The sequence below is a fragment of the Segatella copri genome, from assembly GCF_009494835.1.
Lineage (GTDB): Bacteria > Bacteroidota > Bacteroidia > Bacteroidales > Bacteroidaceae > Prevotella > Prevotella copri_F.
Genome location: NZ_VZBE01000087.1, coordinates 180102 through 197978, shown reverse-complemented (window position 1 = coordinate 197978; position 17877 = coordinate 180102). Strand labels below are relative to the sequence as shown.

13 protein-coding genes are annotated in these 17877 nt (G+C 45.3%); 8 read left to right on the top strand and 5 right to left on the bottom strand.

The window, feature by feature from the left end; all coding sequences use genetic code 11:
* The first annotated feature begins 11 nt into the window (after nt 1-11).
* The gene (gene ftsA / locus F7D47_RS13460) at nt 12-1457 is read left to right on the top strand and encodes a cell division protein FtsA (RefSeq protein WP_022121277.1); all 1446 of its coding nucleotides are present in this window, start codon (nt 12-14) and stop codon (nt 1455-1457) included.
* Nucleotides 1458-1546: 89 nt separating this feature from the next.
* Nucleotides 1547-2881 carry a cell division protein FtsZ gene (gene ftsZ / locus F7D47_RS13455; RefSeq protein ID WP_153072552.1) on the top strand — a complete coding sequence of 445 codons (1335 nt, stop codon included), beginning with the start codon at nt 1547-1549 and terminating at the stop codon, nt 2879-2881.
* A gap of 63 nt (nt 2882-2944) precedes the next feature.
* On the opposite strand, the gene recO is transcribed toward ftsZ, so the two are convergent.
* Nucleotides 2945-3670 (bottom strand): DNA repair protein RecO, encoded by a 726-nt coding sequence (gene recO / locus F7D47_RS13450; RefSeq protein ID WP_153085235.1) that lies wholly within the window; start codon nt 3668-3670, stop codon nt 2945-2947.
* A 233-nt stretch (nt 3671-3903) separates the two neighbouring features.
* Between recO and rpsT the strand changes: the two genes are divergently transcribed.
* From rpsT to F7D47_RS13430, 4 genes are all read left to right on the top strand, one after another.
* On the top strand, nt 3904-4158 hold the full coding sequence (gene rpsT, locus F7D47_RS13445; protein ID WP_006847644.1) for a 30S ribosomal protein S20: 255 nt from the start codon (nt 3904-3906) through the stop codon (nt 4156-4158).
* Nucleotides 4159-4465: 307 nt separating this feature from the next.
* The gene (gene gyrB, locus F7D47_RS13440) at nt 4466-6436 is read left to right on the top strand and encodes a DNA topoisomerase (ATP-hydrolyzing) subunit B (protein ID WP_006847646.1); all 1971 of its coding nucleotides are present in this window, start codon (nt 4466-4468) and stop codon (nt 6434-6436) included.
* Nucleotides 6437-6567: 131 nt separating this feature from the next.
* A complete protein-coding gene (locus F7D47_RS13435; protein ID WP_153085236.1) occupies nt 6568-8943 on the top strand; it encodes a glycoside hydrolase family 95 protein in 2376 nt (791 codons plus the stop codon).
* 14 nt (nt 8944-8957) lie between these two features.
* Nucleotides 8958-9851 carry an alpha-L-rhamnosidase N-terminal domain-containing protein gene (locus tag F7D47_RS13430; RefSeq protein WP_153085237.1) on the top strand — a complete coding sequence of 298 codons (894 nt, stop codon included), beginning with the start codon at nt 8958-8960 and terminating at the stop codon, nt 9849-9851.
* A gap of 82 nt (nt 9852-9933) precedes the next feature.
* Here F7D47_RS13430 and F7D47_RS13425 read toward each other — a convergent pair whose 3' ends face one another.
* The 4 genes from F7D47_RS13425 to F7D47_RS15145 all read right to left on the bottom strand — a co-directional run bounded on the left by F7D47_RS13425 (nt 9934) and on the right by F7D47_RS15145 (nt 14106).
* Nucleotides 9934-10569 (bottom strand): DUF3109 family protein, encoded by a 636-nt coding sequence (locus F7D47_RS13425; RefSeq protein ID WP_117692943.1) that lies wholly within the window; start codon nt 10567-10569, stop codon nt 9934-9936.
* Nucleotides 10570-10660: 91 nt separating this feature from the next.
* Nucleotides 10661-11326 (bottom strand): uracil-DNA glycosylase, encoded by a 666-nt coding sequence (locus F7D47_RS13420; protein ID WP_153085238.1) that lies wholly within the window; start codon nt 11324-11326, stop codon nt 10661-10663.
* Nucleotides 11327-11383: 57 nt separating this feature from the next.
* Nucleotides 11384-12901: a 2,3-bisphosphoglycerate-independent phosphoglycerate mutase gene (gpmI, locus tag F7D47_RS13415; protein ID WP_118079656.1), complete on the bottom strand. Its 1518-nt coding sequence runs from the start codon at nt 12899-12901 to the stop codon at nt 11384-11386.
* 125 nt (nt 12902-13026) lie between these two features.
* Nucleotides 13027-14106 carry a winged helix-turn-helix domain-containing protein gene (locus F7D47_RS15145; RefSeq protein WP_437181638.1) on the bottom strand — a complete coding sequence of 360 codons (1080 nt, stop codon included), beginning with the start codon at nt 14104-14106 and terminating at the stop codon, nt 13027-13029.
* 203 nt (nt 14107-14309) lie between these two features.
* On the opposite strand from F7D47_RS15145, the gene F7D47_RS13405 reads away from it, so the two are divergent.
* Nucleotides 14310-15173 carry a GLPGLI family protein gene (locus F7D47_RS13405; RefSeq protein ID WP_153085239.1) on the top strand — a complete coding sequence of 288 codons (864 nt, stop codon included), beginning with the start codon at nt 14310-14312 and terminating at the stop codon, nt 15171-15173.
* A gap of 87 nt (nt 15174-15260) precedes the next feature.
* The gene (locus tag F7D47_RS13400; RefSeq protein WP_153085240.1) at nt 15261-17771 is read left to right on the top strand and encodes a TonB-dependent receptor; all 2511 of its coding nucleotides are present in this window, start codon (nt 15261-15263) and stop codon (nt 17769-17771) included.
* The last annotated feature ends 106 nt before the right edge of the window (nt 17772-17877 follow it).

Sequence of the window (17877 nt, the reverse complement as noted above, 5' to 3'; positions counted from 1 at the left end):
ATATAAGAACTATGCCAAAGGAATTTATTGTAGCTATCGAACTTGGCTCATCTAAGATGACAGGTATAGCAGGTCAGAAGAATTTGGACGGCAGCATCACCGTACTTGCCACCGTAGAGGAAGATTCATCTTCTTGCATCAGAAAGGGTGTGATCTATAACATTGACAAAACCTGCCAATGCTTGACCAACATCATCAAGAAGTTGAAGAATATACTGAAACAGGATATTACCCAGGTCTATGTAGGCGTGGGCGGTCGCTCTATACGCAGTATCAAGAACGTCATTGTCAAGGATCTCCCAGGTAACACCATCATCTCACAAGAGATGATCAATGAACTGATGGATATCAACCGCAACATGACCTATCCGGACCAGGAAATCCTGGATGCTGCAACTCAGGAATACAAGATAGACAACCAATACCAGATAGACCCTGTAGGAATACAGTGTAACCATCTGGAAGGCATCTTCCTGAATATACTTTGGCGCAAGAACTTCTATAACAATATCAATACCTGTTTTGAAAATGCCAACATTCCTATTGCAGAAATGTACCTGGCTCCTTTAGCTATGGCTGACAGCGTTTTGACAGACTCTGAAAAGCGTGCAGGCTGTATGCTTGTTGACTTGGGTGCCGATACGACAACCGTTTCTGTATATTATAAAGGTATACTTCGTCATCTCTCTGTCATCCCATTGGGCGGCGGCAACGTGACCAAAGACTTAACTTGTCTTCAGATTGAAGAGCCTGATGCTGAAAAGATGAAACTCAAGTATGCCAAGGCTTATACCGATATCAACAATATCGACCCGACCCTGAACTACCCTATCGACAAGGATAGAGTGGTTGAAAGCAAGAAGTTCATCGAAATCGTAGAAGCACGCGTAGAGGAAATCGTAGAAAACGCATGGTTCCAGATTCCTGTGGAATTCTCAGATAAGCTGTTGGGTGGTATCATCCTTACAGGTGGCGGCAGCAACATGCCTGAAATCGATAAGGTTTTCAAGACACATACCCACATCGACAAAGTACGCATTGCCAAGTTTGTTTCTCAAACAGTCAACTCCAAGGATCCTAAGATTACCAATCACGATGGTACAATGAACACCGTATTGGGACTCCTGGCAAAGGGAGACATGAACTGTGCAGGTGACGAAATCGGCACTGATCTCTTCAGCAATTCTGCAGAAAAGCCAGTAGCAGCCGAGCAGCACAAGGCTCCAAGAAACCCTAACGAGACTGCCGGCAAGGGCGTTGTTCTTACTGCGGCAGAAAAAGCGGCTGCTGACGAGGCTGCCCGCAAGCAAAAAGAACTGGAAGAAGCTGAGGCAAGACTACTGGCAGAAAAAGAAGCCGAAGAAGAAGAAAAGAGACGCAAAGAAAACAGTCTCATCCATAAAATGATGAGAGGTTTCAAGAAGTTTGTGAAAGATACCATTTCTGAAGAAGAATAAGATGCCAAAGACCAGGCTATCAGAAAACAGATTTCACAACAGGTTAAATAAAAAATCAGATAGATAAACCCTATAAAGATTATACGACTATGCTAGATAATGGAAACGCTCCTCATATTCTTGACTTTGGGGAACCTGAAAAAGAAAATAGCATCATCAAGGTGATTGGTGTTGGTGGTGGCGGTGGAAATGCCGTCAACCACATGTACCGCGAAGGTATACACGATGTAACATTCGTACTCTGCAACACAGACAACCAGGCACTTAACGACTCACCTGTGCCTGTACACCTGCAGCTAGGCAAGGAAGGTCTGGGTGCAGGAAACAAACCTGCCAAAGCACGCCAGGCTGCCGAAGAGACTCTTGAAGATATCAAGAACATGCTCAACGATGGAACAAAAATGGCATTCATCACAGCGGGTATGGGTGGCGGTACCGGTACAGGTGCAGCACCTGTCATCGCCAGAGTAAGTAAGGAGTTAGGTATTCTTACCGTTGGTATCGTAACCATCCCATTCCGTTTTGAAGGTCCTAAGAAGATTGACCAGGCATTGGATGGTGTAGAGGAAATGTCGAAACATGTAGATGCCTTACTGGTAATCAACAATGAACGTCTTCGCCAGATTTATCCAGACCTTGCCGTTCTCGATGCATTCGGCAAAGCTGACGACACCTTGAGTGTAGCTGCCAAGAGTATCGCTGAAATCATTACCGTACATGGTCTCATCAACCTCGACTTCAATGATGTGAAGACCGTACTGAAAGATGGCGGTGTGGCTATCATGAGTACAGGTTACGGTGAGGGAGAAGGAAGAGTAAAGAAAGCAATAGAAGATGCCTTGAACTCACCACTCCTTAACGATAATGACGTATTCAACTCTAAGAAGATTCTGCTCAGCATCGCATTTGCAAGCGAGAAGAAAGATAATCCTGGCTTGACCATGGACGAGATGAATGATGTCAACGACTTTATGGAGAAATTCGGTGACGACTTCGAACTGAAATGGGGTCTTGCAATTGACCCTGAATTGGGAAGCCGCGTAAAGGTAACCGTTCTCGCAACAGGTTTCGGACTCGAGGATGTAGAGGGAATGAACCGCCACCTCAAGAAACATACTGAGGAAGAATCTCGCCGTCTCGCTGAAGAAGAGGAGAAACGTGCTGAAAGAGAAGACCGCCGCAAACGCTATTATGGCAGCGACGGCAATACGACACAGTATAAGCGTCATCCACACATATTCCTGTTCCGCCAGGAAGATTTGGATAACGAGGATGTCATCCTTCAGGTAGAAAACACGCCTACCTATAAGCGTACCCGACAGACTCTGGAAGAGATCCGCAATATTGCTTCTGGCAACACTGAGCCAAAAGAAGACAATAACGATGATGCTTCTTCTGTACAGGGCGTCATCAGTTTTGCCTAAACAGAGAATACAGGCTAGGTTTATTTCAGGTTTACGTCAAGTAAGCGAGGAAACCAAAAATGACTAAGCAAAAAGTTCCTGAAGAACAGCAAAGCTCTTCATTTCCGGGAAACCTGGCAAATGAAGTTTATAATACTCCAGTATCACCTCTACACACCTGTTCCGTTCGATACGGGACATTGTGTAGAGGTGCATTGTTTTATAGTCTAAACGGAACAAAGACACAAGCCGCATAGAATCTTCCTTATTTAAATAATGTACATTCGAAGGAACATGAGCTGCAAAACATCCATCTACCAAATCAAAATAATCGCCAGACATACCACTCTCTATATTGGGCATAAAACCCAAATGAAAAGAGAGCTGAATCATAAAGACTATATGGAAATTGGCAATAGCACCTTTAGCATGGTCTAACCATTCGATACTGTCCTGTATGAAAAGATAGAGCGCACCATTAGCCTGCTCATGACGGGTAGCATATGAAAGCAGTTCTGCCAAGAACATGGAAATGCCAAGTTTGTATGGAGAAAAAGGGATATCAGAGAATGGAATCTGAATCGAAACATCCCTAAGGCGCTGCAGATTTGACTTGGGACGATAATCAAATTCTAAATTCAAGACCATGAGCGGTTGGAAAAGCTGCCGTTTCATCTTCCCCTTAGATGACTTAGGCACACGTACCATAAAGGAGAGTCTTCCCAACTTTTCGGTGAAGAAATCCACGATAAGTTGAGAGTCCCCATACTTGATGGTTTGCAATACGATAGCACTAGTTTTTATCTCCATTTTGCCTAATATTAGTGAAAAACAGGGCAAAAATACAAAAAAATGCGCATTTAGCGAAAATTTTCTATGAAAAATTTGCTAGATTCAAATAAAAGTAGTAACTTTGCACCCGCAAATAAGCAATGGTCCCTTCGTCTATCGGTTAGGACGAGAGATTTTCATTCTCTAAAGAGCAGTTCGACTCTGCTAGGGACTACAAACATTTAAGAAATAAAAAAAATAACATAAAGAAGATGGCAAATCACAAATCATCAATCAAGAGAATCCGTCAGGACAAGAAGAAGGCTTTGCACAACAAGTATTATGCAAAGACTATGCGCAATGCTGTCCGCAAGTTGCGCAACATGTCTGACAAGGAAGAGGCTGCAAAGCTCTATCCTACTGTTCAGAAGCTTTTAGACAAGTTGGCTAAGATCAACGTTATCCACGACAACAAGGCTGCAAACTTGAAGTCTGGTCTTACAAAGCACATCGCTAAGTTGGCCTAACTTATAAGTCAAAGCAAAGAAATAAATAAGGCTGCAATCCTATGATAGGGTCGCAGCCTTATTCTTTTCTATGGACCCGACTATCCATTTCCTGCATCATAAAATTTTCCCATCACAACCGGTTTATACTACAACATACCCTATAAAAACGCGCAAAACGATTATAAAACAGCTTTTTCAAGACACTTTTGCCGCTAAAGTTCACATTCTACGTTTTTTCTTCACTTTTTGGTGATTTTTCACAAACAAAAGTTCCTGTTTCTCAGCTTTTTTTAGTATCTTTGCACGGAAATAAGACAATACTAAAATGGCAGAAAATCAAAACAACGCAAATAATTACTCTGCGAGTAACATTCAGGTTCTGGAAGGCCTGGAAGCTGTTCGCAAACGTCCGGCGATGTATATTGGTGACATCTCCGAAAAGGGTCTTCATCACTTGGTAAACGAAACTGTAGACAACTCTATTGACGAAGCAATGGCGGGCTACTGTACCGACATCGAAGTTACCATCAACGAAGACAACTCTATCACCGTAGAAGATAATGGTCGTGGTATCCCTGTGGATATGCACGAAAAACTACATAAATCAGCCCTCGAAGTCGTTATGACCGTGCTTCACGCAGGTGGTAAGTTCGACAAGGGTTCTTACAAGGTATCTGGCGGTTTACATGGTGTGGGTGTAAGTTGTGTGAATGCACTTTCTACCCACATGCTGTCACAGGTGTTCCGTGGCGGCAAAATCTACCAGCAGGAATATGAGAAGGGTAAGCCTCTTTATCCGGTTAAGGTGGTAGGTGAAACCAACAAGCGCGGTACACGCCAGCAGTTCTGGCCAGATCCAACCATCTTTACTCACACTGTCTATAAGTGGGACATCATAGCCAACCGTATGCGCGAGTTGGCATTCCTCAATGCAGGTATCAAGATTACCTTGAGAGATTTGCGCCCTGACGAGGAAGGTAAGACCAAGGAGCAGGTTTTCCACGCTAAGGATGGTTTGAAGGAATTCGTCCGTTACGTAGACCGTCACCGCACTCATCTCTTCGATGATGTTATCTATCTGAAGACAGAAAAGCAGGGTATTCCTATCGAGATTGCTGTGATGTACAACACAGATTACTCTGAGAATATCCACTCATACGTCAATAACATCAACACCATTGAGGGTGGTACCCACCTGACTGGTTTCCGTATGGCGTTGACCCGCACCTTGAAGGCTTACGCAGAAGCAGACCCAACCATCTCTAAGCAGATTGAGAAGGCAAAGGTAGAGATTGCACCAGAAGACTTCCGCGAGGGTCTTACTGCCGTTATCTCCATCAAGGTAGCTGAACCTCAGTTTGAGGGACAGACCAAGACCAAGCTCGGTAACAGCGAGGTACAAGGTGCCGTTCAGCAGGCTGTAAACGAGGCTTTGTCTGATTATCTGGAAGAACATCCAGACGAGGCAAAGCGAATCTGCGAAAAGGTTGTCCTGGCTGCTACGGCCCGCATAGCTGCCCGCAAGGCACGTGAGAGTGTACAGCGCAAGAACTTCATGACAGGTGGTGGTCTTCCTGGTAAACTTGCCGATTGCTCAATGAAGGATCCTAAAGAATGCGAGATCTTCCTCGTCGAGGGTGATTCCGCCGGTGGTTCTGCCAAGCAGGGTCGCGACCGTTTCCGTCAGGCTATTCTCCCATTACGTGGTAAGATTCTGAATGTAGAAAAGGTACAGTGGCACAAGGTATTCGAAGCTGAGTCTGTCATGAACATCATCCAAAGTATCGGTGTCCGCTTCGGTGTAGATGGCGAAGACAGCAAGGAGGCTAATACCGACAAGTTGCGTTACGACAAGATTATCATCATGACCGATGCCGACGTCGATGGTTCTCACATCGACACATTGATTATGACACTCTTCTATCGTTTCATGCCAAAGGTTATTGAAGAAGGCCATCTGTATATCGCTACCCCACCACTCTACAAGTGTACTTATCGCAGCAAGGTAAGCGAATATTGCTATACAGAGCAGCAGCGCCAGGCATTCATCGACAAGTATGGAGATGGAGTAGAAGACAAGAATATCCACACCCAGCGATACAAAGGTTTGGGTGAGATGAACCCAGAGCAGCTTTGGGAAACTACTATGGATCCATCTACACGCTTGCTCAAGCAGGTTACTATCGAGAACGCAGCCCAGGCTGATGAGATTTTCTCTATGTTGATGGGTGATGATGTAGAACCACGCCGCGAGTTCATCGAACAGAATGCTACTTACGCCAATATCGACGCTTAAAGTTAACACGAACATATTGGGGGTAGACTCAGCGAGAGTCTTCCCCCTTTTTTGGATAGCCTCATCCAATGAGCATCACCTTCCGACTTCGTTTCCGGGCATCGAATTAAAAAACCAACAATACCATCTTTATGAAGCATATATTTTTTACGATTGCGTTAGCTGCCTCTAGTACGTGGAACTGCCAGGCAACAACAGTAAGTAAAGAGTTGCAACCCAACAAGTTGTGGTACAACAAGCCTGCATACGCCTTCGAAGAGTCACTGCCATTAGGCAATGGCAAACTGGGTGCGCTGGTTTATGGTGGAGCCAATAATGACTCTATCCAGCTCAACGACATCACCCTTTGGACGGGCGTGCCTGTGAATCCCAACGAAGGTGGCGAAGCCTACAAGTGGATTCCGAAAATCAGAGAGGCGCTGTTCAAGGAGGATTACAAGACCGCCGATTCCCTGCAACACTATGTGCAAGGCCATAACTCGGAGTTCTATCAGCCACTGGGCATGATCAATATCAAAGACTGCAACCAGGGCGAGTTTACGGATTATTACCGCGAACTGAGCCTCGACAACTCCCTGGCTACTGTTCATTACAGGCGCAACGGCATCCAATACACCAAAGAGTATTTTGCTTCTCATCCCGACAAGATGATTGCCATCAAGCTGAGTGCCTCCAAGAAGAGATCCATCAACAGCGACATCTCACTCACTTCCCTCATTCCCCATCAGGTAAAAGCATCCAGAGGACAGCTCACCATGACGGGACATGTTCTCGGCGATGAAGCCAACAGTACGCATTACTGTGCCATGCTTCAGGTGAAGAACACCGACGGAAAAGTGTGGACAAGCGATTCTGTACTCCATCTGAAGGATGTGAGCGAGGCTATCATCTATCTCGTAAACGAAACAAGTTACAACGGATTCGACAAGCATCCTGTGAAGGAAGGAGCTCCATACATCGAGAACGTAACCGATGAAGCCTGGCACCTTGCCAACTTCACTTACGAAGAATTCAAACAGCGTCACATCGCCGACTACAAGAAACTCTTTGATAGAGTAAGTTTGAGTCTGAAAGGAGCCAAGTTTGATGCCACCCGCCCTACCGACAAACAGTTGCTCGCCTACAGCGACAACCACGAGAGCAACCCTTATCTGGAACAGCTCTATTTCCAGTATGGCAGATACCTGCTCATCAGCAGCAGTAGAACCAAGGGAGTGCCTGCCAACCTGCAGGGACTCTGGGCACCAGCCCTCCGTTCGCCATGGCGCGGCAACTATACCATCAACATCAACCTGGAAGAAAATTACTGGCCGGCAGAAGTTGCGAACCTCTCAGAACTGGTAGCCCCAGTAGACGGATTGGTAGAGGGTATGGCTGTGACAGGTCGCCACAATGCCCAGCACTTCTATGGTATCGATAAGGGATGGTGCGCTGGACACAACACTGATGCCTGGGCAATGACCAATCCTGTAGGAACCGGAAACGAAAGTCCGCAATGGAGCAACTGGGCTATGGGTGGAGCCTGGCTTGTAGAAACCCTTTGGGATCACTATGACTATACCCGCGATACCGAATATCTTCGCAATACAGCCTATCCGCTGATGAAGGGGGCTGCCGACTTCATGCTTGCGTGGCTCATCCCGAATCCACACAATCCAAACGAACTGATTACTGCTCCATGCACATCGCCAGAGGCAGATTACATCACCGATAAGGGCTACCGTGGCAGCAGTTTCTATGGCGGAACCGCCGACCTCGCCATCATCCGCGAGCTCTTCAAGAATACCATCAAGGGAGCAAAAGCCCTGGGCATCGACAACGATTACCAGCAGCAGTTGCAATCAGCCCTCAATCGCCTGCGCCCTTACCACATAGGTAAGCGAGGCAATCTGATGGAGTGGTACCACGATTGGGAAGACCAGGATTGGCATCATCGCCACCAGTCACACCTGCTGGGGCTCTATCCATTCCATCAGATTTCGGTAAACAAGACTCCGGAACTTGCTGCTGCCGCAACCAAGACCCTGGAAATCAAGGGCGATAATTCCACCGGTTGGAGTACAGGCTGGAGAATCAACCTCTGGGCTCGTCTGCATCGGGCCGACAAAGCTTATCAGATATACCGCAAGCTGCTCACCTACGTAAGCCCTGAAGTCTACAAGGACAGCAAACACCGCAGCGGTGGCACCTACCCTAACCTCTTTGATGCCCATCCACCTTTCCAGATAGATGGCAACTTCGGAGGCACAGCAGGCGTATGCGAGATGCTGATGCAATGCGATGGCGAGACTATGCATCTTCTTCCTGCTCTACCTAAAGAATGGCCTGCAGGCGAAATTAAGGGTATCAAAGCACGTGGAAACTACGAGATTAATCTCGTATGGAACGGAGGAAAGGTCAGCAAAGCTTCCATCACCAGCAAGAATGCCGGAAACCTGACCGTCAAGTATAATGGTAAGCAGAAAGCATTAAATTTCAAGACTGGCGAAACAAAACTCATAAAATAGACAAATAATCATCTATGAGATATTTTACAATTCTCATCTTTACAACTCTCTGGGTGCTGAATTCCTATGCACAGGAATTCGGTACCCATTGGGTATCATATCCATTCCCCAACGATTCTTCTGAGATATTATACAGGAAAATCTATCATCTTGATCAAAAGCCTTTAAAGGCTGAGATAAACATGGCAAGTGGAGGAAATACCCGCCTATACATCAACGAAAGAAATGCTACGCCAAGCATTTTCAACGAAGGAGCCAGAGACAGCATCCTTCTGATGCAAACCATAGATATCTCCAGATATCTGAAAAAGGGCGAAAACATCATCGCGGTCTGGTATGCACCAGGAAGAATAAGAAATAAGAGCAAACAACTCTCGCTGGAACTTCATGGCTGGTATACAGACTCTGTTCCTTTTTATCATAAAGCAGACGAAACATGGTGGTGCAAACCCCTGAAGGGCGGCAGTTACAACGAAAAAGAACACTTTGACAATAGAATATACACTACTGAGTGGAAATCGGCTGAATACCAATCTTCAGGATGGGTTCATCCGACAGGTGCCTTCAATGATACGGTAAACTATATCTTTGTTGACCAGCTGCCATACCTCACCCAGAACAAGCTTCAAATGGTATTAGAACCATACAAGGAGGAATTCGATCATCAGGGATGCCGTATAGACTTCGGACGTCCGTTCCGTGGAACCATCAGGCTCACGATACGCAATGCCAGCAAAGGAACAACACTTCATATTAACGGAAACCAATATGTATGCAGTGGCGAAATGGACGAGCAAGCCTATTACCGTTTCCATGCTGAGCATCAAAAAAATTTCGTGATAACATGGGATAAAGGCTTCAGAAGAAGTAATATCACAAATATAGAAGGATTAGATATTTCGGAATAAGCTCAACAGCGTTTCGAAATCTCTTTTTTTATAAAACAAAAAAGACTTCGGAACTATTATCTTCCAAAGTCTCTAACTGAATTTAGTCTTCCAATTCGGCAAGTACTTGCTCTGCCACTTCGCAAAGCTCATCATACCATTCCTTGCCGAATTTCTCTACCAGCGGACCCTCCAGGAACTTATAAACCGGAAGCTTCAACTCCTCTCCCTTCTTGATGGCATCCTTGCAGATGCGCCATTTGTTATAGTTGATGCCATACACCTCGTTGCCGAAATCCTTGGCACGGATTGGATACAAAGCACAGGAGATAGGCTTCTTGAACTTCGACTTTCCTTCGCGATAAGCACGCTCCAAGGCACAGAGACAACAATTCGGAATCGTATGTCCATCGCCCAGGTCTTTCAAATCCTGGTAGCAGGTAAACACACAATCCTTACCATTCACGATGCTCGTCACCAAATCGCCTTCAATATCGGTATAAGCCACGCCCTGCTTATCAATGATAGCCTGGGCAGATGCCGAGAGATCATCCCAAACCACATCCAGCGCATTCTCAATCTCCATAATCTCATCCAGGGTAACAGGAGCTCCCGCATCGCCTTCGATGCAGCACTCACCCTTGCAGGCATCAAGGTCGCAACAGAATTTTTCGGTGATAATATCAGGTGAAACCAACACGTTGCCCACCTGCAGAATACGCAGTTCGTCTTTCTTCATAATGTTTTTGAGATGAATAAATTTCTTTGAGTGTATAATAAAAATAATGATAGCTACCCATGAGTGGATAGCTATATATTAATCGGTGTACCTACCATTGGATAGGCGCAATTCCGTTCTGCTGTAGATACGCATTGCAGCGGGAGAAATGATGATTGCCAAACCATCCGCCTCTGTTGGCTGATAATGGCGAAGGATGAACGCTTTCCAATATCAGATGCTTGCTTGTATCGATGAGCTTCGCCTTGCTCCGGGCATAACCGCCCCAAAGGATAAACACCAGGTGCTCCTTATCCTTGCTGAGCGCCTGGATGGCAGCATCGGTAAACTCCTCCCAGCCTTTGCGCTGATGACTCGCAGCCTGATGGGCACGAACGGTCAACGTGGCGTTGAGCAACAATACTCCCTGCTTTGCCCAGCGGGTTAAATCGCCCGTAGCTGGCATCGGAGTACCGAGATCCATCTGAATCTCCTTGAATATATTAATCAATGATGGTGGGAAAGTGATTCCGTCCGGCACAGAGAAACTCAGTCCCATCGCCTGACCCGGCTCATGGTATGGATCCTGTCCGATAATCACTACCTTCACATCATCAAAAGGACAGAGATTGAAGGCATTGAAAATCAAGCGGCCAGGAGGATAACAGGGCGTACGCAGGTATTCCTCTTTCACGAAGTTTGTGAGGTCAACAAAATACTGCTTGTCGAACTCTTCTCCTATATGCTGTTTCCAACTTTCTTCTATCTTTACGTCCATAATGATTTAAGTTAAAGAAGTCAAGGCTCCAAAAAGCCTTGACTTCCGAAATTATTATTAGTCAATAATCAAGTTCTCACCTGTCATATCAGCTGGCTGCTCCAAGCCCATGATGTGGAGGATAGAAGGAGCAACGTCTGCCAAACGGCCATCCTTAACGGTAGCTGAGTTGTTGTCAGTTACGTAGATGAATGGAACTGGGTTCAAAGAGTGAGCGGTATTTGGTGTACCATCCTCGTTGATAGCGTGGTCTGCATTACCGTGGTCAGCGATGATGATAGCCTCATAATCGTTAGCCTTAGCAGCCTCGATAACGTCCTTTACGCAGTTGTCAACAGCGTGAACAGCCTTAGCGATAGCGTTGTAGATACCTGTGTGACCTACCATATCACCATTAGCGAAGTTTACAACGATGAAGTCGTACTCCTGAGTGTTGATTGCACCAACCAACTTATCCTTTACCTCGTAAGCGCTCATCTCTGGCTTCAAGTCGTAAGTAGCCACCTTTGGAGAAGGAACCAGGATACGGTCCTCACCCTCGTATGGAGTCTCACGACCACCATTGAAGAAGAATGTTACGTGAGCATACTTCTCTGTCTCTGCAGTGTGGAGCTGCTTCTTGCCCTGTGCGCTCAAGTACTCACCGAGGGTATTCATTACGTTCTCCTTAGGGAAGAGGATGTGAACGCCCTGGAAGCTTGCATCGTATGGAGTCATGCAGTAGTACTGCAAGTCCTTGATGGTGTGCATGCCTTCCTCTGGCATATCCTGCTGAGTCAATACCTGTGTCAACTCCTTGGCACGGTCGTTACGGTAGTTGATGAAGATAACAACATCACCCTCCTGGATAGTACCGTCAACCTTAGAGTTATTGATTGGCTTGATGAACTCGTCTGTTACGTCCTCATCATAGCTCTCCTGCATTGCCTTCACCATATCGTCAGCCTGCTTACCCTTACCCTCAACGAGCAAGTCGTATGCTTCCTTTACACGGTTCCAGCGCTTGTCACGGTCCATAGCATAGAAACGACCTACGATGCTTGCGATGTGTGCACCGTTCTTGTCGCAGCAAGCCTGAACCTCCTCGATGAAGCCCTTACCGCTCTTAGGGTCTGTATCACGACCATCCATGAAGCAGTGAACGTATGTCTCCTTCAAACCATATTCCTTACCAATCTCAATCAACTTGAAGAGGTGATCCAAAGAAGAGTGAACACCACCGGTAGAAGTCAAGCCCATCAAGTGGAGCTTCTTACCTGTCTTCTGAGCATAGCTGTAAGCGTTGATGATCTCCTGATTTTTCAAGATGTCACCGCTCTCGCAAGCCTTGTTGATCTTAACGAGGTCCTGATATACCACACGACCAGCACCGATGTTGAGGTGACCAACCTCTGAATTACCCATCTGACCGTTAGGAAGACCTACGTCCTCGCCACAAGTCTGGAGAGTAGAATGTGCTGAAACTGCTGTCAAATAATCGAGATAAGGAGTTGGAGTCTTGAAGATAACATCACCCTTATCATGCTTACCGATTCCCCATCCGTCGAGAATCATTAAAAGAGCTTTTTTTGCCATAATTACATAAAATAATTTAAATTCGAATTTCTGCCTGCAAAGTTACAACAAAATAGGTGAAGGACAAAATAAATTAAGATAAAAAAACTCCCACCTTTCTAAAAAGATGAGAGTTGATAACAAGATCAACAGGTTCGCAGGATATATCCCTTCTTGATGACAGCTTCGATACTTACCTTTTCATCCAGGTTCAATGCCCGGCGAAGATAGGTAATCTGCACGTTCAGGGCTAGGGAATTGGAGTATGAGTCATCACCCCATACTTCATTCAGTATGAAATCCCGCTCTACAAGCTGGTTCTGGTTCTCGGCAAGAAGCTTCAGAATTTCAGCTTGACGAGATGTGATGACTACTCTGGAATTACCACATAGCAGTTCATTCTGCGCATAGTAGAAAGCAATGGAACCGATAAAAACAGCAGATTCTTCACCTTTGTCGTCTTCTTTCGGTTGCTTCAACTCATAAATCATATTCTTCAGGAACTCATGGCGAATGCCGTCAATGCGTTTCTGGAAGACTATGGTCTTAACCAGATAATACAGACATCCTATCAAGATGAAAAAGAGAAAGATGCTTCCTATCAATTGCCACATCATGGCTTTGAGCGTTCGAGTAATAGGAATGGGCACCTGAAAAGAAATACCTTGGCGAAACATTGGGTTCGTCTGATACTTCACCGTCACCACACGTGACCATCTGCCTTCGACATCATATTTTGCATTCAAGAAGACGGTCTTGTAATCCTGATGCCGAAAAAAGACAATCTTCCCATATCCCTTATCATCCAGTAATCTTTGATAGGCAGCCAAGGAAGGATGCTTACCTATATAAGCCAGATATCTGCTGATGATGAGATAAGCATCATCACCCGTAAGATCAGGATCATTCAAACGGACAAGGAAGCGATGATTGTTCCAAAAAGAAAGCGTTGTACGACTATATCCCTTCTTCATATCATATTGAGATTCTACCTTGAGCATAACCGTATCTCTTCTACCTTTTGTAGATGAATTCTCCTGCAACTTTTTTCTATTCTTCAAATCTTGCGCCAACACCTCATCACAATCCTTCTTGAATTGCTCTACCTGCTGGTTTAAGCTATATTGGCATTGCAGATGGAGCCAATAAGCCTGCGTGCAGAACAACAATACGATTGCTACCCCACATACCATCCATACTATTTTCAGTTTGCTGTTACTGTTCATACATTCCTGATCTTTTGAATTTGACGGCAAAGTTACTGAAAAATCCGTAAACAAAGGCATGAGTAATAAAATAATAATAGGCGAAAAGAAGCAAAAGTAATAACTCAGTAACAGAAATCATCGATTTCATCGAATAATCACAGTACCTTTGCATCGTCAAAATGAATAAAGCAGATAAAACAAAGAATAAATAGACGAAGATTATGAAAAAGGTATTATTAATAGCATGGCTTGCATTATATGCTTGCATGCTCCAAGCTCAAACAGTAAACCTGTTCGATGAATCAAGCATTGGCATGGGAGATTCCATTGATCAGGTAAAGTATCAGGTAGTATATGATGCCGAGTATATTTACGAAAAGAAATATACCAAGACCGACACCCTCATTGGCCGCATAGAAGAGAAAATGCTCTTGCAGATTGGCAACAAGTATTCCGCATTCTACAGTTATCCGATATTCCAAAGAGACTCTACCATCTCCGCAAATATGGCAAAAGGAATACCAGTCAATTTCTCCGGTAATGGCGGACAGATTAATTGGAAAGTATATAAGAACTATCCAGAACCGGGCAAGACTGCCTATCTCGATTTCTTTGCTGCTGACAGATATTTGTGCATTGAACCGATGGAACCGATAGACTGGCAACTCACAGACAGCATCGATTCCATCTGCGGTTACGAGTGCCACCAGGCTATTGCCAAGTTTAAGGGTAGAACATGGATTGCATGGTACACGGAAGACATCCCTATTGACAATGGTCCCTGGAAGCTGAGCGGACTGCCGGGATTGATTCTCAAAGCTCACGACTCCGAGAACGATTATGGATTTACAGCTGTAGGACTCACAACAGACAAAGGCTCCACACCTATCTATTATAAAGGTAAGACATTCGAGCCTATCGACCGCAAATCATTGACCTCCATTTACAAGAAATACTATGCCGACCCTATCGGCTATCTGCTTCAAGATGCCAAGTATGCTGCAATTGTAAAGATCAAGGATGAAAAAGGAAATATCCTGAAGCATTCCAAGCGTGCTGAGCCATACAATCCGATTGAAAGATAATTAGCAGTTTACTTTTTTGCCAGACAAGCGCCTTAAAGACATCAGCAAGATAAGTGTCTAAGGTAAATTAGAAAAGAGAGAAAAAAGATGAAGAAAATAATAGTTCTTTTCACTATTCTGTTCGTGGCGTGCCATGCGTTTGCCCAAGAGAAGATTAGCGGTTATGTCGAAGATTCATTGACCCATAACCGTCTAGCCAACGTCTCCATCACGCTGCTCCGCAATGGAAAGCCCTTGAAGTTTACAAGAACAAAGGAGGACGGAACCTTCGTGCTTTCTATCACCAAAAAGCAAGCCAACGACAAACTACAGGCCACGTTTATGGGGTATAAAAAGACAAAAACATCGATTTCATCGGGAAAAGAAACCATCATCAGTATGGCTTCAACAGCTTTTGTCTTGAAGGAAGTACAAGTAAAAGGCTCTCGCATCACAGGTCGAGACACCATATCTTTCGACCTCACCCGCTTTGCCAACGAACGAGATAACTCACTGAAAGATGTACTGAAAAAGCTGCCAGGCGTAGATATAGAGAAGAATGGTCGTATCAACTACAATGGTAAGCCCATCAACCGATTCACTGTGGAAGGTCTCGACCTGACCGGTGGCAAATATAACCAATTGGAAGAAAACATCAAGGCAAAAGATGTGAAAAAGGCCGAAGTCATCGAGCATGACCAACCTATCAAGGCGCTCCAGAACAAGACCTTTACGGATAATGTAGCGATGAACATCGCCCTGAAGGATAGTGCCCGCGACAAACTGATGCCTACTCTCAAGCCCTACTTACTCGTAGGGCATCCATCCCACGTAGGCGGAAGCATCAATATCATGCAAATTGGCAAGAAGAAACAGATGATGTATGATGCAGAATACGACAGAACAGGTAAAAATCTCGGCTATGCACTTAACCAACTCGCATCTTACAGCAATCGTCTGGCTCCAGCCTCCCTTCCATCATGGATATCAGTACCATCGCTTGACGCTCCTATCGACGAAGAACGCCTGCGCTTTAACACCTCACAAAAATACTCCATCAACCATATCAAGAAGAATAAGGACGATGCAGAGACTCGCATAGAAGCCAACTATCTTCGTACGGTAACCCGACAAGAGCGAGAGAACATGAGTATCTACGACCTCGGCGGCGAAGCTCCCACAGTTACCACTGAGCACAACCAAAAGACGATGATCAGCGATGCCTTCAATCTGCAATGGGAGAACAAGGTAAACAAGGCTGAACATTATGGCAACGAGAGCATCAGCCTCAGCGCAGCACAAAGCGACGGTTTGTCAAACATCAACGACACGCTTACCCAACGTGTCCGCATCCCAAAGCTCGACCTCTCGACAAGTATCTACCGCCTCTTCGTCTTCAAGAAAAGTCAACTCTCTTGGCGTAGCACTGCCGACTATCACCATGGTGTGGCGGACCTCTACGTTAACGAAGAGCGGAATCGCATCCGCACCAACCTTTGGCATACAGCCCACGCCTTACAGTGGATGAGGAATCGCTTCCACTGGATACAGGAATATAGAATGAGTATCGACCTCAACAACATCTATGCAAAATATCAGAAAAGAAGCGATGAAATCGGCAAAAACAGTCTTAACATCACAGGGAAGTTCACCCCTTACTGGCAATACAAGACCGAGACGTTCCGTATGTCGTTCTCTCCCGATTTCATGTGGGAACGCTTCACCTATCCACAGAAAACTCTACTTACCATATCACCCTACCTTTACTTATATAAGAAATTGGATTTCCGTAGAGAGTTGACAATCTACACAGGATACAGTACTGGAACAGGCAATGCCACAAACTACGCCATGAAGCAATATCGTCAAAGTTATCGCTCTTGGTACGCTTCGAGCGACATCATTCCGATAACTCGCTCTCTTTATGGCAAGTTGAGTTACGACTACAAGCGCCCTATCAAGGAAATCTTCTTCAGCGCATCGGTCAATGCCAGCAAAAACTGGATGAATACGGCATCCGACCTACGCATCGAGGATGGCAAATACTATACCTCATTATATAAGCAGGACAGCAAGAGCAACAACCTAGGGGCATCACTCTACATATCGAAGGGCTTCTACGACCTTCATTTGAAGACCCGCCTGGAGGGCAGTTACAACTACAGCAAGGGTGAGCAATACAGCAGCGGCAAAGCCATCAGCTACACCGCCGACAACTATACAGTGAAGCCTAGCATCGACTTCTCGCCGTCCTGGTGTGCCTTTAGCTATGAGGGAGAATTCTCTTTTTACAACTCGAAACGTCAAAAAATGGCGAAGTCATCGTTATTTAATTGGCGTCAAAGCGTATCTGCCACCGCTACCATCAGCCATGTGGACCTCTCCTTCTCGCTCGTACATTATCGCAATGAACTGCAAGAGGGCAGCCACCTTAACACCCTCCTTGGCGATGCCTCGGCAGTTTGGAGAATGAAAAAGCTCCGCCTTTCAGCAGAGCTTCGAAACCTATTCAATAAGAAGAATTATATGGAAACCATCTATAGCGGCATCAGTACATTGACCGACTGCTATTATCTTCGCCCTCGCGAACTGATGATTTCCGCCCAGTATTCCTTTTAAACAAGAACTCCCATCTCAGAAAAGAGACGGGAGTTCTTTGTTTTTGAGGACAAGAGACAAGGTTATAAGGGATTTTGACTTTTTAGTTGATTTTTATTTGGAACAT

Coding starts and splice junctions, on each gene's coding strand:
- ftsA (WP_022121277.1), top strand. CDS start 12: ATGCCAAAGGAATTTATTGTAGCTATCGAACTTGGCTCATCTAAGATG.
- ftsZ (WP_153072552.1), top strand. CDS start 1,547: ATGCTAGATAATGGAAACGCTCCTCATATTCTTGACTTTGGGGAACCT.
- recO (WP_153085235.1), bottom strand. CDS start 3,670: ATGGAGATAAAAACTAGTGCTATCGTATTGCAAACCATCAAGTATGGG.
- rpsT (WP_006847644.1), top strand. CDS start 3,904: ATGGCAAATCACAAATCATCAATCAAGAGAATCCGTCAGGACAAGAAG.
- gyrB (WP_006847646.1), top strand. CDS start 4,466: ATGGCAGAAAATCAAAACAACGCAAATAATTACTCTGCGAGTAACATT.
- F7D47_RS13435 (WP_153085236.1), top strand. CDS start 6,568: ATGAAGCATATATTTTTTACGATTGCGTTAGCTGCCTCTAGTACGTGG.
- F7D47_RS13430 (WP_153085237.1), top strand. CDS start 8,958: ATGAGATATTTTACAATTCTCATCTTTACAACTCTCTGGGTGCTGAAT.
- F7D47_RS13425 (WP_117692943.1), bottom strand. CDS start 10,569: ATGAAGAAAGACGAACTGCGTATTCTGCAGGTGGGCAACGTGTTGGTT.
- F7D47_RS13420 (WP_153085238.1), bottom strand. CDS start 11,326: ATGGACGTAAAGATAGAAGAAAGTTGGAAACAGCATATAGGAGAAGAG.
- gpmI (WP_118079656.1), bottom strand. CDS start 12,901: ATGGCAAAAAAAGCTCTTTTAATGATTCTCGACGGATGGGGAATCGGT.
- F7D47_RS15145 (WP_437181638.1), bottom strand. CDS start 14,106: ATGAACAGTAACAGCAAACTGAAAATAGTATGGATGGTATGTGGGGTA.
- F7D47_RS13405 (WP_153085239.1), top strand. CDS start 14,310: ATGAAAAAGGTATTATTAATAGCATGGCTTGCATTATATGCTTGCATG.
- F7D47_RS13400 (WP_153085240.1), top strand. CDS start 15,261: ATGAAGAAAATAATAGTTCTTTTCACTATTCTGTTCGTGGCGTGCCAT.